Here is an 18874-nt window from a genome sequence, read left to right on the forward strand (position 1 = left end):
ATATCTATAGGAAAAATGTCCAGGCTGCAAACCCTGTCGCTATTCGATGACACCTGATGGCTGCGCCTGCCGGGGAAATCAACATACGGCCTCGGTCACAGTGGCGATGAAACAAGGGCTTAGGCGTTACAGACAAACGCTGCATACCTGGCACGATAAATGCTATAATAACGGTGTAGATGCTCATTCCATCTCTTATGTTCGCTTCGGCTTCATAAACCCGGGAATGACGCAGAGCCGTTTACGGTGCTTATCGTCCACAGACAGATGTCGCTTCGGCCTCATCAAACACCATGGACATAACGTTGAGTGAAGCACCACATTTGTTGTCAAACAGACCTGTTTTGATACCTGCCCTCGGGCAGGTATTTTTTTTCCTGTAGGTCATCTTTCGCGTTGTGGCTGTGTTAGCTGCGCGCGCTCACTCCGGTCACTGACTGATGTAGGCTCCCGGGGATTCGCTTACTTGCCGCCTTGCCACACCACGAAATCTGACCCACAGGTCGAAGGGCTTTCGCGTTGTGGCTGTGTTAGCTGCGCGCACTCACCCCGGTCACTGACTGATGTAAGCTCCCGGGGATTCGCTTACTTGCCGCCTTGCCACACCACGAAATCTGACCCACAGGCCGAAGGGCTTTCGCGTTGTGCTGCCCTGGCTGCGCGTGGTCATCCCGGTCACTGACTGATGTAAGCTCCCGGGAATTCCCTTGCTGCACAACAACATTTCTCAAACCGCGGATAGAAAAAACCCCTCCGAAGAGGGGTGGGGATTATTGCGGGGTGTTTTGCTGTAGCGTCAGCAGCAGGCCGTCGCGGCGCATCGTTGCGGCCTCTTCGGGCTGATGCAGACGGTCGAGTACGTCAGCAAGCCAGGCGTAATCGAAGGCGTCCGGGCGCTGTTTAAGGGCGGCGCGAAAAGCGAGGCTCGCCTCTTTCCATTCCCCGTGTGACATCAGCAACTGGCCTAACGTACTCCAGAGCAACGGGCGATCGCCGTAGGTTTTAATCTGCTGGCGCAGCGCTTTTTCCAGCTGTTCCGGGTTACCGGCTTTCAGGCGCGGCATCAGCAGCACCAGACGATCGTCATACTGGCGTTTCAGGCCATCGAGGATAATCTCCTGCGCGGTCTGATGGTCGTCGCATTCAATAAGATGCTCCGCCATCGCCACCTGCAGCGCCGGTTGATGGCGCGTTTTGCGGCTCTGGTTACGCCACCAGGCTTTCAGGCCGTCGCTGCCTTGATCGGCGCGCGCCTGATCCATCAGCCCGATCCAGGCCTGACGCGTCAGCGCGTCGCGGTGTTCGTCGTCGCCCACGCCCGCTTTCTGCATGGAAGGAATAATATCCAGCAGCGAACTCCAGGCGCCGGTGCGGATATACGCCTGTTCCGCCAGACGCAGCACTTCCGGGTGGCGCGGCGTAATTTCCAGCAGGCGATCGACGCCGTGGCGGGCGGCGTGGTTTTCATTGCGCGCCAGTTGCAGACGCACGCGGGTGATCTCAACCGGAATTTGATCGTTATCCGCCAGCTCCGCCGCGCGCTCAAGATGCTGATTGGCGCGCGCTTCGTCGCCGCGCTGCTGGGCGGCTTCCGCGGCCAGCAGATAGTTAACCACCGGCTGTTCAGCGTGATCGGCGTTTTTCGACATCAACTTTTCAACCTGCTGATAATCGCCCTCGGCAAGCTTAAGCAGCGCCAGTTTGGTTTGCTTGCGCGCGCGGCTGCGCTTGCGGCCCGCGAACCAGCCGCGAGTACGCGCGCCGGTGTGGAACAGACGACGCAGCAGCCATTCGATGGCAAACAACACTACCAGCGAGAGGATCGCCATGATCGCAAGGCCGGTAACGCTGGTTTCAATATTCCAGGTATCGGTCTGGATCAGCACATAACCCTGATGACCGGCCACCATCGGGCCGACCACGATCCCGGCGATCAACAGCAGAAACAGCAATAAGACTTTCAGCATTACTGTTCTCCCTGCGTCGGCGCCGCGTCGGCCGGAGCTTGCGTGCGTGGGTCGTCAACCTGCGGGGCGGCGGCATCGCCCGGCACTGAAGGCTGCGCCATCAGGTTGCGTACCCGCGTCTGCATCAGTTTTTCCAGAATCGCCTGGCTTTGCAGGGTTTCCGGGACGTCCATGCTGATGTTTTGCTGGGCCAGGTTGTCGATAGATTCCAGAAACGCTTTGGTACCCGCGTCACTGGTGTCGTAGTACGCGCGTACCCACGTCGAGACGTTATCGAGCGACTGCTTGTAAATCTCATCCTGATGGCGCGGCACGGCCTGGGCGGCGACCAGCAGACGCGAGCGGATATTCTCGCGCAGGTAAATGTCCTGATTCGGGGCCAGCAGCGGGACGGCGGTATCGTCGCGACGGCGGATGGTAATAAAGCTGTCCATAAAGTTGTGCCAGCTTTTCACCAGGTTCTGACGCCATTCGCCAAGCGAGCTGGAGAGTTCGCTGCCGTCGCTGTCCATCGGCGCGTCGTCGCTGTCGTTATCCGCAAGGCGCAGATTATCGACCTGGTTGGAGAGCTGGTTCAGCTTCAGAATGATGCCGTCGTAATCGACCTGCGTCACGCTTGCCAGCGCGGCGATGTCATCCGTCAGCGCGCGGCGGGCGGTGATGAGGCTCGGATCGTTCATGTCGGCGAGGCTCGCATCGGCGCTTTTTAACAGCGCGGCGGCGGTGGTGGCGTCCTGATCGCTCCAGAGCTTACGCCCGGCGAGTTTCACCAGGAAATCGGCCTGGGCGAGCTGCCAGGTTTTGGCGTCGCTGCCGGAGATGGTCGCGACTTTTTTCTGAACTTCGTCCAGTTCGCGCGCCATCGCTTCCTGCTGGCGGGTCGCGGTCGCGAGGGCATCAGCCTGCGCCTTGAGCGTTTTCTCAAACTCGGCTTTCTGCGCCTGCTGCTGATTTTGCAACGAGGTTAACTGGGTGGCGAGGGTATCGGTGCTGGCATTCTGACTGTCGGCCTGCTTTTTACTCCAGGTCCACAGGCCCGCGCCCGCCGCCAGCGCAATGGCGATGGCCACCGCGCTGAGCACCAGCGCGGTTTTGCCGGAGCGGTCTTTTTTCGCGGTCGGTTCCGGCTGTGGCGTTGTCTCCACAACCTGCGGGGTTTCTTCAACCGTAGCAGGGGTGTGTTGTTGTTCCGTCATTGTGGCTTCCCGTTTAAAAGTTATTGCAACGCGCGCAGCAGCGCGTCGTTATCGGCATTATCAGCGACCAGAATGTTCTGCCAGCCCAGTTCCCGGGCAAGCGTCGCCAGACGCTCGCTGACGACCACCAGCCGACAGCGCAGCAACCAGTTCGCGCGATACCACGGCGGCACGAGATCATGCAGCTGGCGCAGCATTTCGCCGCTGGTCACCACCAGCGTGGTAATGCCGCGCGTATGCCAGCGGTGCGCTTCCTGCGGGCCGTCGTAAATTTTCGCGCTACGTTGATAGCACTCGCAAAACGTCACTGCCGCGCCGCGTTCCGTTAAGGTTTCCCCTAACAGTTCGCGACCGCCGTTGCCGCGCAGGATGAGCGCGCGCTTACCGGCAACGTTTTGTAATTCAGGTAATTGTAGCAAGACTTCACTGATTTCCCGATCGCGCGGGTAATGGACGTGCAAACCGCTGACCTGATGCAGCGCCAGCGCGGTGGTGCGACCGATGGCGAATGCCTCGACGGTTTGCGGAAAGCGACGCCCCAGACGCTGCAAATGCGCGTTCGCAAAACTCACCGCGTGTTGCGAGAGCGCAAAAAGCAGATCGTCTGGCGCGAGCGCATCAAGCAGCGCAGGCAGTTGCGCCAGCTCCCGGCCAGGACAGAATTCGATCAGCGGAAAACTCCAGGCCTCCTGCCCTAGTGCGCGCAGGCGGCTCACTAATTCCTCCCCGGCGGGAGAGGGGCGGGTGACCAGAATCGTCATGCGGGGCCATCCCCCTGGTAGACGTCGGCGAGGATCTCCCGCGCGCCGTGGTTTAACAGCTCTTCGGCAAGCGAGACGCCAAGCTGGTTTGCGTCCTGCGGGGCGCCGCGGCGTTCGCCGCGCACAATACGTGAACCGTCCGGCGCGCCGACCAGCGCGCGCAGCCACAGCTCGCCGTCTTTCAGCTCCGCGTAGCTGCCGATAGGCACCTGACAGCCGCCCTCAAGACGAGTGTTCATAGCGCGTTCCGCGCGCACGCGCACGGCGGTCTCTTCATGGTTGAGCGGCGCGAGCAGTTCGCGGGTGCGCGTATCGTCAAGACGACACTCGATGCCAACCGCGCCCTGGCCTACGGCGGGCAGCGAAATTTCTGGCGCAAGCGGGCTTGTAATGCGCGCGTCGAGTTGCAGACGTTTGAGGCCCGCGACCGCCAGGATAATGGCGTCATAGTCGCCGTTGTCGAGTTTGCTCAGGCGCGTCCCGACGTTCCCGCGCAGCGAGCGGATAATAAGATCCGGGCGGCGCGCGGCTATCTGGCACTGACGACGGAGGCTGGACGTCCCGACGATACTGCCAGCGGGCATCTCATCGAGACTTTTATACTGGCTGGAGACAAAGGCGTCGCGCGGATCTTCGCGCTCGCAGATGGTGACCAGCCCAAGCCCTTCCGGAAATTCGACCGGCACATCTTTCATGGAGTGCACCGCGATATCGGCGCGGCCATCCAGCATGGCGAGTTCGAGCTCTTTAACGAACAACCCTTTGCCGCCCACTTTCGCCAGCGGCGTATCGAGGATCACATCGCCGCGCGTCACCATGGGCACCAGCTCGACGGTCAGCCCTGGATGACAGGCTTCCAGCCGCTGCTTCACATATTGTGCCTGCCAGAGCGCCAGCGGACTTTGCCGGGTGGCAATTCTTAATACATTGTCTAACATGCTTGATACCGTAAATGTCGTCTGCTAATCATCCTACCACTGTTAGCGGAAGGCTGTCAGGTCAAACGGCGGCGAGACGCGGCGCGCAGGCGCTATACAGAAAGACGTTAAGGGCAGGGGAACGGTGCTATAATTATCTGTAGCGCATCTTTCTTTACGGTCAATCTACAAGGTGTTAGATTGATCACGTTTTGAGCCATTTGTTTGCCCGTCACACCATAATCACAAGGGCGACATAACGGTGAATAGTGTTTACATTCTGTAACCATCAGGCGATACGTCTTGTACCTCTATATTGAGACTCTGAAGCAGAGACTGGATGCCATCAATCAATTGCGTGTGGATCGCGCGCTTGCTGCCATGGGGCCTGCTTTCCAACAGGTCTACAGTCTGCTGCCGACATTACTGCATTATCACCATCCGCTGATGCCGGGGTACCTTGAAGGTAACGTTCCCTACGGCATTTGCCTCTACACGCCTGATGAAACCCAACGCCACTACCTGAACGAGCTGGAAACGCAGCGCGGCATGCCTGCGCAGCTGACGGTGAAGGGCGAACTGCCGATTACCGGCATCTATTCGATGGGCAGCACTTCCTCCGTGGGGCAGAGCTGTTCGTCCGATCTCGACATCTGGGTTTGCCATCAGACCTGGCTTGATAACGACGAGCGCCAGTTGCTGCAGCGTAAATGCAGCCTGCTGGAAAGCTGGGCGGCGTCGCTGGGCGTCGAGGTCAGTTTCTTTCTGATTGATGAAAACCGCTTCCGCCATAACGAAAGCGGCAGCCTCGGCGGCGAAGACTGCGGCTCGACGCAGCATATTTTGCTGCTGGACGAGTTCTACCGCACCGCCGTACGCATGGCCGGCAAACGCATTCTCTGGAACATGGTGCCGTGCGACGAAGAAGAGCATTACGACGATTACGTCATGACGCTCTACGCGCAGGGCGTGCTGACGCCGAACGAGTGGATGGATCTGGGCGGGCTGAGCTCCCTGTCCGCCGAAGAGTATTTCGGCGCGAGCCTCTGGCAGCTCTATAAAAGCATCGACTCCCCGTACAAAGCCGTGCTGAAAACGCTGCTGCTGGAAGCCTATTCCTGGGAATATCCCAATACCCGCCTGCTCGCGAAAGATATCAAACAGCGCCTGCATGACGGCGAAATCGTCTCCTTCGGGCTCGATCCTTACTGCATGATGCTGGAGCGCGTGACGCACTATCTGACGGCTATCGACGATAGCGCGCGTCTCGATCTCGTGCGCCGCTGCTTCTACCTGAAAGTGTGCGAAAAACTCTCCCGCGAGCGCGCCTGTGTAGGCTGGCGCCGCGAGGTGTTAAGCCAGCTGGTGAAAGAGTGGGGCTGGGACGAAGCGCGCCTTACGATGCTCGATAACCGCGCTAACTGGAAAATCGATCAGGTGCGCGAAGCGCATAACGAGCTGCTCGATGCGATGATGCAGAGCTACCGTAACCTGATCCGCTTCGCGCGCCGCAATAACCTGAGCGTCTCCGCGAGCCCGCAGGATATCGGTGTGCTGACACGCAAACTCTATGCCGCGTTTGAAGCGCTGCCGGGTAAAGTGACGCTGGTAAACCCGCAGATTTCGCCGGATCTCTCCGAGCCGACGCTGACGTTTATCCATGTGCCGCCGGGCCGCGCCAACCGCACCGGCTGGTATCTCTACAACCGCGCGCCGAGCATGGATTCCATCATCAGCCATCAGCCGCTGGAATATAACCGTTATCTTAATAAGCTGGTGGCCTGGGCCTGGTTTAATGGCCTGCTGACGTCGCGCACTCGCCTGTTTATTAAGGGCAACGGCATTTGCGATCTGCCGAAACTGCAGGAGCTGGTGGCCGATGTGTCGCACCACTTCCCGCTGCGGCTACCAGCGCCGACGCCGAAAGCGCTCTACAGCCCGTGTGAAATTCGTCATCTGGCGATTATCGTCAACCTGGAATATGACCCGACGACGGCGTTTCGCAACCAGGTGGTGCATTTTGATTTCCGTAAGCTCGACGTGTTCAGCTTCGGTGAGCAGCAGCAGTGCCTGGTCGGCAGTATCGACCTGCTGTATCGCAACTCGTGGAACGAAGTGCGTACGCTGCATTTCAACGGCGAGCAGGCGATGATCGAGGCGCTGAAAACGATTCTCGGCAAAATGCACCAGGACGCCGCGCCGCCGGACAGCGTCGAAGTGTTCTGCTACAGCCAGCATCTGCGCGGGCTTATCCGCACGCGCGTGCAGCAGCTGGTGTCTGAATGTATTGAGTTTCGTCTCTCCAGCACCCGCCTTGAGCCAGGCCGCTTCAAAGCGCTGCGCGTGGCGGGCCAGACCTGGGGCCTGTTCTTCGAGCGTCTTAACGTCTCGGTACAGAAACTGGAAAACGCCATCGAGTTTTACGGCGCGATTTCGCATAACAAACTGCACGGACTTTCCGTTCAGGTGGAAACCGATCACGTCGAGCTACCGTCTGTGGTGGATGGTTTTGCCAGCGAAGGGATTATTCAGTTCTTCTTTGAAGAGACCAACGACGACGGCTTTAACATCTATATTCTTGATGAAAGCAACCGCGCCGAGGTCTATCACCACTGCGAGGGCAGCAAAGAGGAGCTGGTGCGCGATGTCAGCCGGTTCTACTCGTCGTCGCATGACCGCTTTACGTACGGGTCAAGCTTCGTCAATTTCAACCTGCCGCAGTTCTATCAGATTGTGAAGGTGGACGGCCGCCAGCAGGTGATCCCGTTCCGCACGCAGACCATCAAAGCCGTGACGCCGCTCAACGATGACGACAGCGCCACGCCGCTGTTGCAACAATATCAGTCCTGATTAACGAAAGCTGACCGCCTCGCCCGCCTGCTGCGTGGCGGCGGTTTCCAGCAGATCCCAGAACCGCTCGCCGCTACGATCGCAAATCCATTCGTCGTTTTTATAATCGAAGTGATAACCGCCCTGTTTGGTGGCCAGCCACACCTGATGCAGCGGCTCCTGACGGTTAATAATGATTTTGCTGCCGTTTTCAAAAGAGAGGGTCAGCACGCCGCCGTTGATTTCGCAGTCGATATCGCTGTCGCCATCCCACGCGTCAAGACGCTCTTCAATGGTCATCCACAGGCCATCGGCCAGGCGGTGAAATTCACTGTCGTTCATGTTGGTTTCCTGTTGTACGCCGTGGCGGCAGTATAAAAGCAATAGCGGGGAATAGAAACCGGCGGGCGGAACGGCTTTTGTGTCGTCCTGCGTTACGCAAACTCTTGCTTTTGCATCTTCACCTGCGATGATAGAAAACAGATGAATGAACAACAGGCACCGATAAATGAAAACGATTTTTCGCTCTCTGGCAGTGATGCTAACCCTGTTTAGCCTCACCGGTTGCGGTCTGAAAGGCCCGCTTTACTTCCCGCCAGCAGACAGCAAAGCCCAGCCGCAAAAAGCGCCTGACCAGCAAACCGAGACGACTATCCCGGACACCAACAACCGTGGCGATACCGATGGCCCGACGCAGGTCAGCAGGCAGTAACCGACTCGTAACCGCGCAAACGGAGTACAACAATGCAGTTCTCTAAAATGCATGGCCTGGGTAACGACTTTATGGTCGTGGACGCGGTGACGCAAAACGTCTTCTTTTCGCCTGAGATGATCCGCCGTCTGGCGGACAGGCATCAGGGCGTGGGGTTCGATCAGCTGCTGGTGGTCGAACCGCCTTACGATCCCGATCTCGATTTTCACTACCGCATTTTTAACGCCGACGGCAGCGAAGTGGCGCAGTGCGGTAACGGCGCGCGCTGTTTCGCCCGTTTCGTGCGACTTAAAGGGCTGACCAATAAGCGGGAAATCCGCGTCAGCACCGCGAACGGCCGCATGGTGTTAACGGTTAACGAAGACGAACTGGTGCGCGTGAATATGGGCGAGCCGGTTTTCGAGCCCTCGCTGGTGCCGTTTCGCGCCAACAAAGCCGAGAAGACGTACATTATGCGCGCCGCCGAGCAAACGGTGCTGTGCGGCGTGGTGTCGATGGGCAATCCCCACTGCGTGATTCAGGTGGACGACGTCGCCACCGCGCCCGTGGAGACGCTCGGGCCGCTGATGGAAAGCCATGAGCGCTTCCCGGAGCGCGCCAACATCGGTTTTATGCAGATAATGAATATGGAGCACATCCGGCTGCGCGTGTTTGAGCGCGGGGCCGGGGAAACCCAGGCCTGCGGCAGCGGCGCCTGCGGCGCGGTCGCGGTCGGCATTCAGCAGGGGCTGCTGGCCGCTCAGGTGCGTGTCGACTTGCCTGGCGGCCGTCTCGATATCGCCTGGAAAGGGCCTGGCAATCCGCTCTTTATGACCGGCCCCGCCACCCACGTTTATGATGGATTTATTCACTTATGAGTAAGGCTGGAGAACAGCAGGAGACGCTGGCGGCGCTTGATGACGACGCGGTGCTCGATTATCTGCTGCGCCATCCCGATTTTTTTATCCGCAACGCCGCGATGGTTGAGCAGATCCGTGTGCCGCACCCGGTGCGCGGAACGGTCTCGCTGGTGGAGTGGCATATGGCGCGCGCGCGTAACCACATCAACGAACTGGAAGAAAACATGACGTTGCTGATGGAGCAGGCGAGCGCCAACGAAGGGTTATTTTATCGCCTGTTGAAATTGCAGGGGCGGCTCGCCTGCGCCGGCAGTCTTCAGGAGATGCTGGAAAGACTTAACCGCTGGGCGCGCGATATGGGGCTGGCGGGCGCGAGCATTCGCCTGTTCCCGGAGCGCTGGCGGATTGGCGCGCCTTCCGGCTTTACGCATCTGGCGCTGTCACGCCAGGCGTTTGAGCCGGTGCGCATTCAGCGTCTCGGCCAGCAGACGCACTATCTGGGTTCGCTGAACGGCCCGGAACTGTTAGTCGTGCTGCCGGAGGCGAAAGCCGTCGGGTCGGTGGCGATGTCGCTGCTCGGCGAACATGGCGAGCTCGGCGTACTGGTCTTCAGCAGTCGCGACCCGCAGCATTATCAGCAAGGTCAGGGTACGCAACTGCTGCATGAGCTGTCGCTGATGCTGCCCGATCTGCTTGCACGCTGGATAGAACGCGTATGACCGACTCGCCGCTGCACCCGCCGATTGCGCGCTTTCTGCGTTATCTCAAAGTCGAGCGCCAGTTAAGCCCCGTGACGCTGCTGAATTATGAGCGGCAACTGGCGGCGATTATCGGGCTGGCGGGCGAGGCGGGGCTTAAAAGCTGGGCGCAGTGCGACGCGGCGATGGTCCGAACGCTGGCGGTACGTAGCCGTCGCGCCGGGCTGGGGCCGTCGAGTCTCGCGCTGCGTCTTTCGGCGCTGCGCAGCTTTTTCGACTGGCAGGTGAGCCAGGGCGAGCTGAAAGCGAACCCGGCGAAAGGCGTCAGCACGCCGAAGACGCCACGCCATCTGCCGAAAAACATCGACGTGGATGACGTTAACCGGCTGCTGGATATCGATCTTAACGATCCGCTGGCGGTCCGCGATCGCGCGATGCTCGAAATCATGTACGGCGCCGGGCTGCGTCTTTCCGAGTTGGTCAATATCGACTGTCGTCATCTTGATCTCGCCAGCGGCGAAGTCTGGGTGATGGGGAAAGGCAGCAAAGAGCGACGCCTGCCGATAGGGCGCAGCGCCGTTGCCTGGATTGAACACTGGCTTAACCTGCGTGAGCTGTTCGGCCCTGACGACGACGCGCTGTTTCTGTCAAAACAGGGCAAGCGCATCTCGGCACGTAACGTGCAAAAACGCTTTGCGGAGTGGGGCATTAAGCAGGGCCTCAACAGCCATGTTCATCCCCATAAGCTGCGCCACTCTTTCGCGACACATATGCTGGAATCCAGCGGCGATCTGCGCGCGGTTCAGGAACTGCTGGGCCACGCTAATCTCTCGACCACCCAGATCTATACGCATCTCGATTTCCAGCATCTGGCTTCGGTCTACGACGCGGCGCACCCACGCGCCAGACGAGGAAAACCGTAATGTACTTTTACCGTCCGCTGGGCGCGATTACTGCCCTGACGTTCGATCTTGACGATACGCTTTACGATAACCGCCCGGTTATCGCCCGCACCGAGCAGGAGACGCTGGCGTTTATGCAGCGCTACCATCCGCGGCTCAACGCGTTCACCGCCGCTGATTTGCACCGCGCCCGCACGGCGCTGCGCCAGCAGGAGCCGGAGATTTATCACGACGTGACCGAATGGCGCCGTCGCGCCATTGAACAGGTGATGCTGGAGGCCGGGCTTTCCGCGCATGAAGCCTCGGAAGGCGCGAACGAGGCGATGCTGAACTTCGCCCGCTGGCGCAGCCGCATTGAAGTGCCTGAGGAAAATCTTGAGGCGTTGCAGCAGCTCGCGAAAAAATGGCCGCTGGTGGCCATCACCAACGGCAACGCCGAACCGGAACAGTTTGGCCTGGGCGGCCTGTTTCAGTTTGTGCTGCGCGCCGGGCCGCACGGCCGCGCTAAGCCCTACAGCGATATGTATCATCTGGCCGCGCAGAAGCTTGACGTGGCGCCCGAGACTCTCCTGCACGTGGGCGACGACCTGACCACCGACGTGGCGGGCGCTATCCGTTCCGGCGTGCAGGCGTGCTGGATAAATCTGCTGGATGGTGACCTGATGCAGATAGAGGACAGCCGCTTGTTGCCGCATCTGGAGATTTCGCGGTTGGCATCCCTGACCTCGCTGATATAATCATCACTACTCTGTATATAATTCCAGGTTTTTCGGCGGGCGGCGCTTTGCGTCGCTGCCTGCGATCGCATAAGCCTGGTCTGCGAGACGCCTGCGGGCGTTTTGTGTTTTCTTGTTTTTAACGCGGCGGTGCCAATTAATGGACGTTTCTTACCTGCTCGACAGCCTTAACGATAAACAGCGCGAAGCCGTAGCCGCGCCGCGCAGCAATATGCTGGTGCTGGCGGGCGCGGGCAGCGGAAAGACGCGCGTGCTGGTGCATCGTATTGCCTGGCTGATGATGGTAGAAAACTGTTCGCCGTACTCCATTATGGCGGTGACCTTCACCAACAAAGCGGCGGCGGAGATGCGCCACCGTATCGGTCAGCTCATGGGCACCAGCCAGGGCGGCATGTGGGTCGGCACGTTCCACGGCCTCGCGCATCGCCTGTTGCGCGCGCACCATATGGACGCCAACCTGCCGCAGGATTTCCAGATCCTCGACAGCGAAGATCAGCTGCGCCTGCTCAAGCGTCTTATCAAAGCGATGAACCTTGATGAGAAGCAGTGGCCGCCGCGCCAGGCGATGTGGTACATCAACGGCAAAAAAGATGACGGCCTGCGCCCGCACCATATTCAGAGCTACGGCAACCCGGTAGAGCAAACCTGGCAGAAGGTGTATCAGGCCTATCAGGAAGCGTGCGACCGCGCGGGGCTGGTGGATTTCGCCGAGCTGCTGCTGCGCGCCCACGAGCTGTGGCTCAACAAACCGCATATTCTCAACCACTACCGCGAGCGCTTCACCAATATTCTGGTGGATGAGTTCCAGGACACCAACGGTATTCAGTACGCCTGGATCCGCCTGCTGGCGGGCGATACCGGTAAGGTGATGATTGTGGGCGACGATGACCAGTCGATTTACGGCTGGCGCGGCGCGCAGGTGGAAAATATTCAGCGCTTCCTGAACGATTTTCAGGGCGCGCAGACCATTCGCCTGGAGCAGAACTACCGCTCCACCAACAATATCCTTAACGCGGCGAACGCCCTGATCGCCAACAACGCGGGGCGTCTTGGCAAAGAGCTGTGGACCGACGGCAGCGACGGCGAGCCTATCTCGCTGTATTGCGCGTTCAACGAGCTGGACGAAGCGCGCTTTGTGGTCAACCGCATCAAGGTCTGGCAGGAAAACGGCGGCGCCCTGCAGGATTGCGCCATTCTCTATCGCAGCAACGCCCAGTCGCGTGTGCTGGAAGAGGCGCTGTTACAGGCCAGCATGCCGTATCGCATCTACGGCGGCATGCGATTCTTCGAACGCCAGGAGATCAAAGACGCGCTTTCCTATCTGCGTCTTATCGCCAACCGTAACGACGACGCAGCCTTTGAGCGCGTGGTGAACACGCCGACGCGCGGCATCGGCGATCGCACGCTGGATGTCGTGCGCCAGACCGCGCGCGATCGCCAGTTGACGCTCTGGCAGGCGTGCCGCCAGCTGTTGCAGGAAAAAGCGCTCGCCGGACGCGCCGCCAGCGCTCTGCAACGTTTCCTTGAGCTTATCGAAGCCCTGGCGCATGAAACCATCGATATGCCGCTGCATGTGCAGACCGACCGGGTAATCAAAGATTCCGGCCTGTGGCTGATGTACGAGCAGGAAAAAGGCGAGAAGGGCCAGGCCCGTATCGAAAACTTAGAGGAACTGGTCACGGCGACGCGCCAGTTCAGCTACAACGAAGAAGATGAAGATTTGATGCCGTTGCAGGCGTTTTTGTCCCACGCGGCGCTGGAAGCGGGCGAAGGGCAGGCCGACGCCTGGCAGGACGCGGTGCAGCTGATGACGCTGCACTCCGCCAAAGGGCTGGAGTTCCCGCAGGTGTTTATCGTCGGCATGGAAGAGGGGATGTTCCCAAGCCAGATGTCGCTCGATGAAGGCGGCCGTCTGGAAGAGGAGCGACGCCTGGCCTATGTGGGCGTCACCCGCGCCATGCAGAAGCTGACGCTCACCTATGCGGAAACCCGTCGCCTGTATGGCAAAGAGGCGTATCACCGTCCGTCGCGCTTTATCGCCGAACTGCCGGAAGGCTGCGTGGAAGAGGTGCGCCTGCGCGCGAGCGTCAGTCGCCCGGTCAGCCATAAGCAGCTGGGCGCGCCGATGGCGCAAAACGACTCCGGCTATAAGCTCGGCCAGCGCGTGCGTCACCCGAAATTCGGCGAAGGCACTATCGTGAATCTCGAAGGCAGCGGCGAACACAGCCGGTTGCAGGTGGCGTTCACCGGGCAGGGCATCAAATGGCTGGTGGCCGCTTACGCGCGCCTGGAAACCGTCTGACCTGTTTTTGAGACGGCATAGCAGGCCGCTGGCGCGTCGCGTCGGCGGCCTTTTTTATTTCTTCACGTCAGGCTGGATTTTCTGTCATCTCGCGCGGCGATAATCGCCCGGGAATGGCAGGAAGCGGAGCGCGAAAACGGTCCGGCAAAACGCGCCCGCAGGCACTATAATTCCTGTCAATCATTGAGGTGTTTTATCTTAAGTGTACGTGTTGACGCCTAATTTTTGGTGGCGTAACATGCGCCCACGATTACGCTAAGAGGACATTCGCCTTGGACACACCCAGTAGATGCTGGCTCAAATCCCTGTCAAACAGGAACAACTCCTAAGGCTATCCTCTTACGCTGATGGCCTTAGTGGTTGTCAGCGGCTGTTTTCTCTCCCGTCGCGCTGAGTCAGGCTGTTTAATGGTCTGAAACCCAATTTGTTTCTGTGTGCCCAACCGAACTGTCCAGAATTTGTTTTTTTGGGAGTCCCGGTCATGCTGAGCGCATTTCAACTGGAAAACAACAAACTGTCCCGCCTCGAAGTTGACGAGGCCGTCTCGCTGAAAGAGTCCATCTGGGTTGACCTGGTGGAGCCGGAAGAGAGCGAACGACAGCGCGTGCAAACGGAACTTGGCCAAAGCCTGGCGACACGCCCGGAACTGGAGGATATCGAAGCCTCCGCCCGCTTCTTCGAAGACGAAGACGGGCTGCACATTCACTCGTTTTTCTTTTATGAAGACGCAGAAGATCACGGCGGCAACTCCACTGTGGCGTTCACTATTCGTAACGGACGCCTGTTTACGCTGCGCGAGCGCGAGCTGCCTGCGTTTCGGTTGTACCGTATGCGCGCGCGCAGCCAGTCGATGATGGACGGCAACGCCTATGAACTGCTGCTCGATCTGTTTGAAACTAAAATCGAGCAGCTGGCGGATGAGATCGAAAACATCTACAGCGATCTCGAAAACCTGAGCCGCGTTATCATGGAAGGGCATCAGGGCGATGAATATGATGAGGCGCTCTCGACGCTGGCTGAACTGGAAGATACCGGCTGGAAAGTGCGCCTGTGCCTGATGGATACCCAGCGCGCGCTGAACTTCCTGGTGCGGAAAGCGCGTTTGCCGGGCGGTCAGCTGGAGCAGGCCCGCGAGATCCTGCGCGATATCGAATCCCTGCTGCCGCATAACGAATCGCTGTTCCAGAAGGTGAACTTCCTGATGCAGGCGGCGATGGGCTTTATCAACATCGAGCAGAACCGCATCATCAAAATCTTCTCGGTGGTGTCCGTGGTCTTCCTGCCGCCGACGCTGGTGGCCTCCAGCTACGGGATGAACTTCGAGTTTATGCCTGAGCTGCACTGGAGCTACGGCTATCCCGCCGCGATTGTCGCGATGCTGCTGGCGGGGCTCGCGCCTTACCTCTACTTCAAGCGTAAGAACTGGTTATAAAAGCAAAAAAGCCTCTTCCATGAAGAGGCTTTTTTCATAGTGCGAGACGCAGACCCTTACAGGCTCCAGTCCTGCTTGCCTTTGACCTTCAGATCGTAATACCAGACGTTAGTGCGGCAGGCGAAATAGAACGGGACGATATACATTAGCCCTCGCATATTCAGCATCGCGCTGATGATTGCAACGACAAATATCGCTATCACGCAAATAATACTTTTCTTCCACAGCCCCAGAATGGCCAGATAGATAAAGCTGAAAAAATAAGTGATGAAATTAAGGGATACCTTCAGGCGTTCCATAATACTTAATTTTTTCAGCGCGTCACGCCACGCAGGCGTTGGAACCAGAACGGCCGGATAACCATTGTCTTCAATGAACTTAAAGCGAAATTTCCACTTGTCGCTTAATTTCGGATCGGCCATGTAGTCGTAATTCTTTTTATCGTTTTCCATATTGGACATACCAGAGGCTCCTTAGCGCCTGAAACAGTAGCGGGTTTGGGCGACGCTGCCGCCCGCGATTATTTTTCTTTTCTCGCCGTGGCTGATGCCGGTGCGGCCAGCAGCAGTAGTGTCATCACAACCTGAAAACCGCCGCCGAGCGACATGTATTCTATGCTGCCTGGCTCGAAACCGCGCAGGTAAGCGATGACTATCCCGGCAATCCACATTGCCAGTGAATAGAACAGGTAATTCCGCGCTTTCAGACCGGCGTCACGGGCACGCAATGCGCCGGCGCGGTAATAGAGCAAGAGAGCAATTAAAAAGAGAGCAAGCGCCACATCGTCAGGCGTGATCGCAAGTATCAGGCCCAGACCGAACAGCAAACCGAACAGCCATCCCAGATAAGGCAGGCGGCGCAGGCTGGCCGTGCGCGGCGGGAAAATGAAAGCAAGCAGGGCTGACATGAAAATACCTTCTGCGCCTCTGTTATCGCGAAACAGCAGCGGGCGTAATGCATAAAGGTCGGATTATAAGTAAGGGCCATCGGGTTGCAAGGCGCGCCCCCGGCAAATATCAGTAGGTGAGAAACGTGATTATTTGGTGTAGGCGCCAGTAACAGGGCGTCAATAACGCCCTGTTATGACAGTTATTTCTTAACTACGGCGTAAACGCCGTTGGGTATACAGCGCGTCCATAATAAAAATCGCGAGCGCCAGCCAGATAAACCCAAAGGTCACCATTTTGTCCGGCCCAGGCACTTCGCCATAAAAGACGACGGCCAGCACGAACATGAGCGTCGGGCCGATATACTGGAAAAACCCAAGCGTAGAGAGACGCAAGCGCGTCGCCGCGGCGGTAAAGCAGAGCAGCGGAATGGTCGTCACCACACCCGCCGCCATCAGCAGCAGATTCAGCGACCACGGGTTGCTGCCCATATGGCTGGTCGGGCTGTCGGCGATGCCGAACAGGTAAATCGCCGCAACCGGCAACAGCCACAGCGTTTCCATCAGCATGCCGGTCTGGGCGTCGACCATGATCTTTTTACGCACCAGCCCATAAAACGCGAAGCTAAAAGCAAGGCCGAGCGCGATAACCGGCAGCGAGCCGAACGTCCAGAGCTGCACCAGCACGCCGCAGGCCGCCAGCAGTACCGCCAGCCACTGCATCCGGCGAAAGCGCTCGCCGAGGAAAATCATCCCCAGCAGCACATTCACCAGCGGATTGATGAAATAGCCCAGGCTCGCTTCCAGCAGGTGATGATTATTCACCGACCAGATAAACAGCAGCCAGTTGCCGCCCACCAGCACGGCGCTGAGCGCCAGGCTGAACACCTTTTTCGGCATCGAAAACAGCCGCTTCACCGAGCCCCACTGGCGGCTCAGGCTGATGAGCGCCAGCATAAAAAAGAAGGACCAGATAACGCGGTGCGTCAGGATTTCATCGGCGGGAACCGCCTGAATCAGTTTGAAATACGCGGGTGCAATGCCCCAGATAAAATAAGCGGCAAGCGCAAATAACACGCCCTGACGCGTCTGTTTAGCATCCATGTAAAACTCTTGGCATGAGAAAAGTGTGAGCAGTTTATCAGTATTGCGCGACTTACCCTACCATGTAGGTGGCCGTGGCGCTGGCGATATACACCTGCTCTTCGTTGTGTAATTCGACGCGCGCCACCGCCACTTTATTGCCCGCGCGCAGCAGCGTACTGGAGGCGGTAAAGCGCTGGCCGCGGCCGGGCCGCAAATAGTCGACGCGCATATCAATCGTGCCCATCCTGGAGAGCCGCTGGCGCAGCTCCTCTTCGCTGATGCTGTCATGGCGCGTGAGCGTACTGCCGACGCACACCAGGCCTGCCGCCACATCCAGCGCCGAGGCGATCGCCCCGCCGTGCAGAATGCTTTGCGCCCAGTTGCCTACCAGCATCGGCTGATTATTAAAGGCGAGCTGAGCATATTCTTTCTCGTAGCGCTCAAGCTCCAGCCCCAGGGCACGGTTAAACGGCATGTGATAAACAAAGATTTCGCCGACCAGTTGCAGAGCCGCTTCCGGAGTCAGCAGAGTTGCGGACATGATGGTTTCCTCGACCAAAAAGACAGGGCACATAAGGTTAAATGAATGTTGATTTTATGCTTCCCATTTGTTGCTTTCCAGTTTAAGAAAGCAGGACTAAGCAGACTCGAAATAAATATGTAGAATGTCTGCCGGATAATAATTCATCATCGAAATATTCGTTCAGGAGAACACTGCCAATGCGCACGTTTCTGGGTTGGTTTATGGCCGCAAGTTTGCTGCCATGCACAGCATTAGCACAGGAAGCGACTATGAAAGAGGTGCATGATGCGCCTGCCGTTCGCGGCAGCATCATCGCCAACCTGCTTCAGGATCACGATAACCCGTTTACGCTCTACCCTTATGAGAGCAACTATTTGCTCTATACCGTGACCGACGATCTGAACAAAGAGGCGATTAAGTCTTACGACTGGACCGATAACGCCCGTAAAGATGAAGTGAAATTCCAGCTGAGCCTGGCGTTCCCGTTCTGGCGCGGCATTATGGGCCCGAACTCGGTGCTGGGCGCGTCCTATACCCAGAAATCCTGGTGGCAGCTTTCCAACAGCGGGCAGTCGTCGCCGTTTCGTGAAACTAACTATGAACCGCAGCTCTTTTTAGGCTTCGCGACTGATTACGACCTGGCGGGCTGGACGCTGCGCGATGTGGAGTTTGGTTATAACCACCAGTCGAATGGCCGCTCTGACCCGACTTCCCGCAGCTGGAACCGCCTTTATACACGCCTGATGGCGCAGAACGGCGACTGGCTGGTGGAAGTGAAGCCGTGGTATGTGATTGGCGACACCGACGATAATCCGAACATCACCAAATACATGGGCTATTACCAGCTCAAGGTCGGGTATCAGTGGGGCGAGGCTATCTGGAGCGTGAAAGGCCAGTATAACTGGAACACCGGCTACGGCGGCGCGGAGCTTGGCCTGAGCTACCCGATCACGAAACACGTGCGTCTCTACACCCAGCTGTACAGCGGTTATGGCGAATCGTTAATTGATTACAACTTTAACCAGACTCGCTTTGGCTTTGGGGTTATGCTTAACGATCTCTTCTGAGGCATTGCAGTTTCCGACGC

Annotated in this window: 19 protein-coding genes; 10 read left to right on the forward strand and 9 right to left on the reverse strand. The window is 58.2% G+C overall.

Annotation, left to right across the window (positions count from 1 at the left end):
* Window positions 1-770: 770 nt before the first annotated feature.
* From hemY to hemC, 4 genes are read right to left on the reverse strand one after another with little or no spacing between them, the layout of a single operon-like run.
* The gene (gene hemY / locus AACV31_RS07530) at window positions 771-1967 is read right to left on the reverse strand and encodes a protoheme IX biogenesis protein HemY (RefSeq protein WP_075198616.1); all 1197 of its coding nucleotides are present in this window, start codon (window positions 1965-1967) and stop codon (window positions 771-773) included.
* On the reverse strand, window positions 1967-3163 hold the full coding sequence (hemX, locus tag AACV31_RS07535; RefSeq protein ID WP_165156791.1) for a uroporphyrinogen-III C-methyltransferase: 1197 nt from the start codon (window positions 3161-3163) through the stop codon (window positions 1967-1969). The genes hemY and hemX overlap by 1 nt, the downstream gene beginning before the upstream one ends.
* 20 nt (window positions 3164-3183) lie before the next feature.
* Entirely contained in the window at window positions 3184-3924 is a 741-nt protein-coding gene (gene hemD / locus AACV31_RS07540) for a uroporphyrinogen-III synthase (protein ID WP_165156789.1), read from the reverse strand.
* Window positions 3921-4862: a hydroxymethylbilane synthase gene (gene hemC, locus AACV31_RS07545; RefSeq protein WP_075198619.1), complete on the reverse strand. Its 942-nt coding sequence runs from the start codon at window positions 4860-4862 to the stop codon at window positions 3921-3923. The genes hemD and hemC overlap by 4 nt, the downstream gene beginning before the upstream one ends.
* A 282-nt stretch (window positions 4863-5144) precedes the next feature.
* Between hemC and cyaA the strand changes: the two genes are divergently transcribed.
* Window positions 5145-7691 (forward strand): class I adenylate cyclase, encoded by a 2547-nt coding sequence (cyaA, locus tag AACV31_RS07550; protein WP_012814899.1) that lies wholly within the window; start codon window positions 5145-5147, stop codon window positions 7689-7691.
* On the opposite strand, the gene cyaY is transcribed toward cyaA, so the two are convergent.
* Window positions 7692-8012 (reverse strand): iron donor protein CyaY, encoded by a 321-nt coding sequence (gene cyaY / locus AACV31_RS07555; RefSeq protein WP_007704482.1) that lies wholly within the window; start codon window positions 8010-8012, stop codon window positions 7692-7694. It lies immediately after the preceding gene.
* A 166-nt stretch (window positions 8013-8178) separates the two neighbouring features.
* On the opposite strand from cyaY, the gene lptM reads away from it, so the two are divergent.
* From lptM to corA, 8 genes are all read left to right on the forward strand, one after another.
* Window positions 8179-8382: an LPS translocon maturation chaperone LptM gene (lptM, locus tag AACV31_RS07560; RefSeq protein WP_007766443.1), complete on the forward strand. Its 204-nt coding sequence runs from the start codon at window positions 8179-8181 to the stop codon at window positions 8380-8382.
* A gap of 32 nt (window positions 8383-8414) precedes the next feature.
* Window positions 8415-9239: a diaminopimelate epimerase gene (gene dapF / locus AACV31_RS07565; RefSeq protein ID WP_075198621.1), complete on the forward strand. Its 825-nt coding sequence runs from the start codon at window positions 8415-8417 to the stop codon at window positions 9237-9239.
* Window positions 9236-9940 carry a DUF484 domain-containing protein gene (locus AACV31_RS07570; protein WP_041923084.1) on the forward strand — a complete coding sequence of 235 codons (705 nt, stop codon included), beginning with the start codon at window positions 9236-9238 and terminating at the stop codon, window positions 9938-9940. The genes dapF and AACV31_RS07570 overlap by 4 nt, the downstream gene beginning before the upstream one ends.
* Window positions 9937-10842 (forward strand): tyrosine recombinase XerC, encoded by a 906-nt coding sequence (gene xerC, locus AACV31_RS07575; RefSeq protein WP_075198622.1) that lies wholly within the window; start codon window positions 9937-9939, stop codon window positions 10840-10842. The genes AACV31_RS07570 and xerC overlap by 4 nt, the downstream gene beginning before the upstream one ends.
* Window positions 10842-11558 (forward strand): 5-amino-6-(5-phospho-D-ribitylamino)uracil phosphatase YigB, encoded by a 717-nt coding sequence (yigB, locus tag AACV31_RS07580; RefSeq protein ID WP_165156787.1) that lies wholly within the window; start codon window positions 10842-10844, stop codon window positions 11556-11558. Before xerC ends, yigB begins: the two co-directional genes overlap by 1 nt.
* 139 nt (window positions 11559-11697) lie before the next feature.
* Complete coding sequence (uvrD, locus tag AACV31_RS07585; protein WP_041923086.1) at window positions 11698-13860, forward strand: DNA helicase II; 2163 nt, start codon at window positions 11698-11700, stop codon at window positions 13858-13860.
* Window positions 13861-14132: 272 nt separating this feature from the next.
* Window positions 14133-14189, forward strand: a complete 57-nt coding sequence (ysgD, locus tag AACV31_RS23160) for a YsgD/CorL family protein (protein WP_370458117.1) — start codon at window positions 14133-14135, stop codon at window positions 14187-14189.
* Between the two features lie 152 nt (window positions 14190-14341).
* The gene (corA, locus tag AACV31_RS07590; RefSeq protein WP_012814907.1) at window positions 14342-15292 is read left to right on the forward strand and encodes a magnesium/cobalt transporter CorA; all 951 of its coding nucleotides are present in this window, start codon (window positions 14342-14344) and stop codon (window positions 15290-15292) included.
* 56 nt (window positions 15293-15348) lie between these two features.
* On the opposite strand, the gene AACV31_RS07595 is transcribed toward corA, so the two are convergent.
* From AACV31_RS07595 to yigI, 4 genes are all read right to left on the reverse strand, one after another.
* The gene (locus AACV31_RS07595) at window positions 15349-15753 is read right to left on the reverse strand and encodes a DUF2628 domain-containing protein (RefSeq protein ID WP_075198624.1); all 405 of its coding nucleotides are present in this window, start codon (window positions 15751-15753) and stop codon (window positions 15349-15351) included.
* A gap of 59 nt (window positions 15754-15812) precedes the next feature.
* Window positions 15813-16199, reverse strand: coding sequence for a hypothetical protein (locus tag AACV31_RS07600; RefSeq protein ID WP_165156785.1), 387 nt, complete (start codon window positions 16197-16199; stop codon window positions 15813-15815).
* Between the two features lie 189 nt (window positions 16200-16388).
* A complete protein-coding gene (gene rarD / locus AACV31_RS07605) occupies window positions 16389-17282 on the reverse strand; it encodes an EamA family transporter RarD (RefSeq protein ID WP_007766458.1) in 894 nt (297 codons plus the stop codon).
* 52 nt (window positions 17283-17334) lie between these two features.
* Window positions 17335-17805 (reverse strand): acyl-CoA thioesterase YigI, encoded by a 471-nt coding sequence (gene yigI, locus AACV31_RS07610; RefSeq protein WP_004388411.1) that lies wholly within the window; start codon window positions 17803-17805, stop codon window positions 17335-17337.
* A gap of 179 nt (window positions 17806-17984) precedes the next feature.
* Between yigI and pldA the strand changes: the two genes are divergently transcribed.
* On the forward strand, window positions 17985-18854 hold the full coding sequence (gene pldA / locus AACV31_RS07615) for a phospholipase A (RefSeq protein ID WP_032807048.1): 870 nt from the start codon (window positions 17985-17987) through the stop codon (window positions 18852-18854).
* Window positions 18855-18874: the final 20 nt, after the last annotated feature.

Origin of the sequence: Cronobacter sp. EKM101R, assembly GCF_963888145.1 — a bacterium.
Classification (GTDB): Bacteria; Pseudomonadota; Gammaproteobacteria; order Enterobacterales; family Enterobacteriaceae; genus Cronobacter; species Cronobacter turicensis.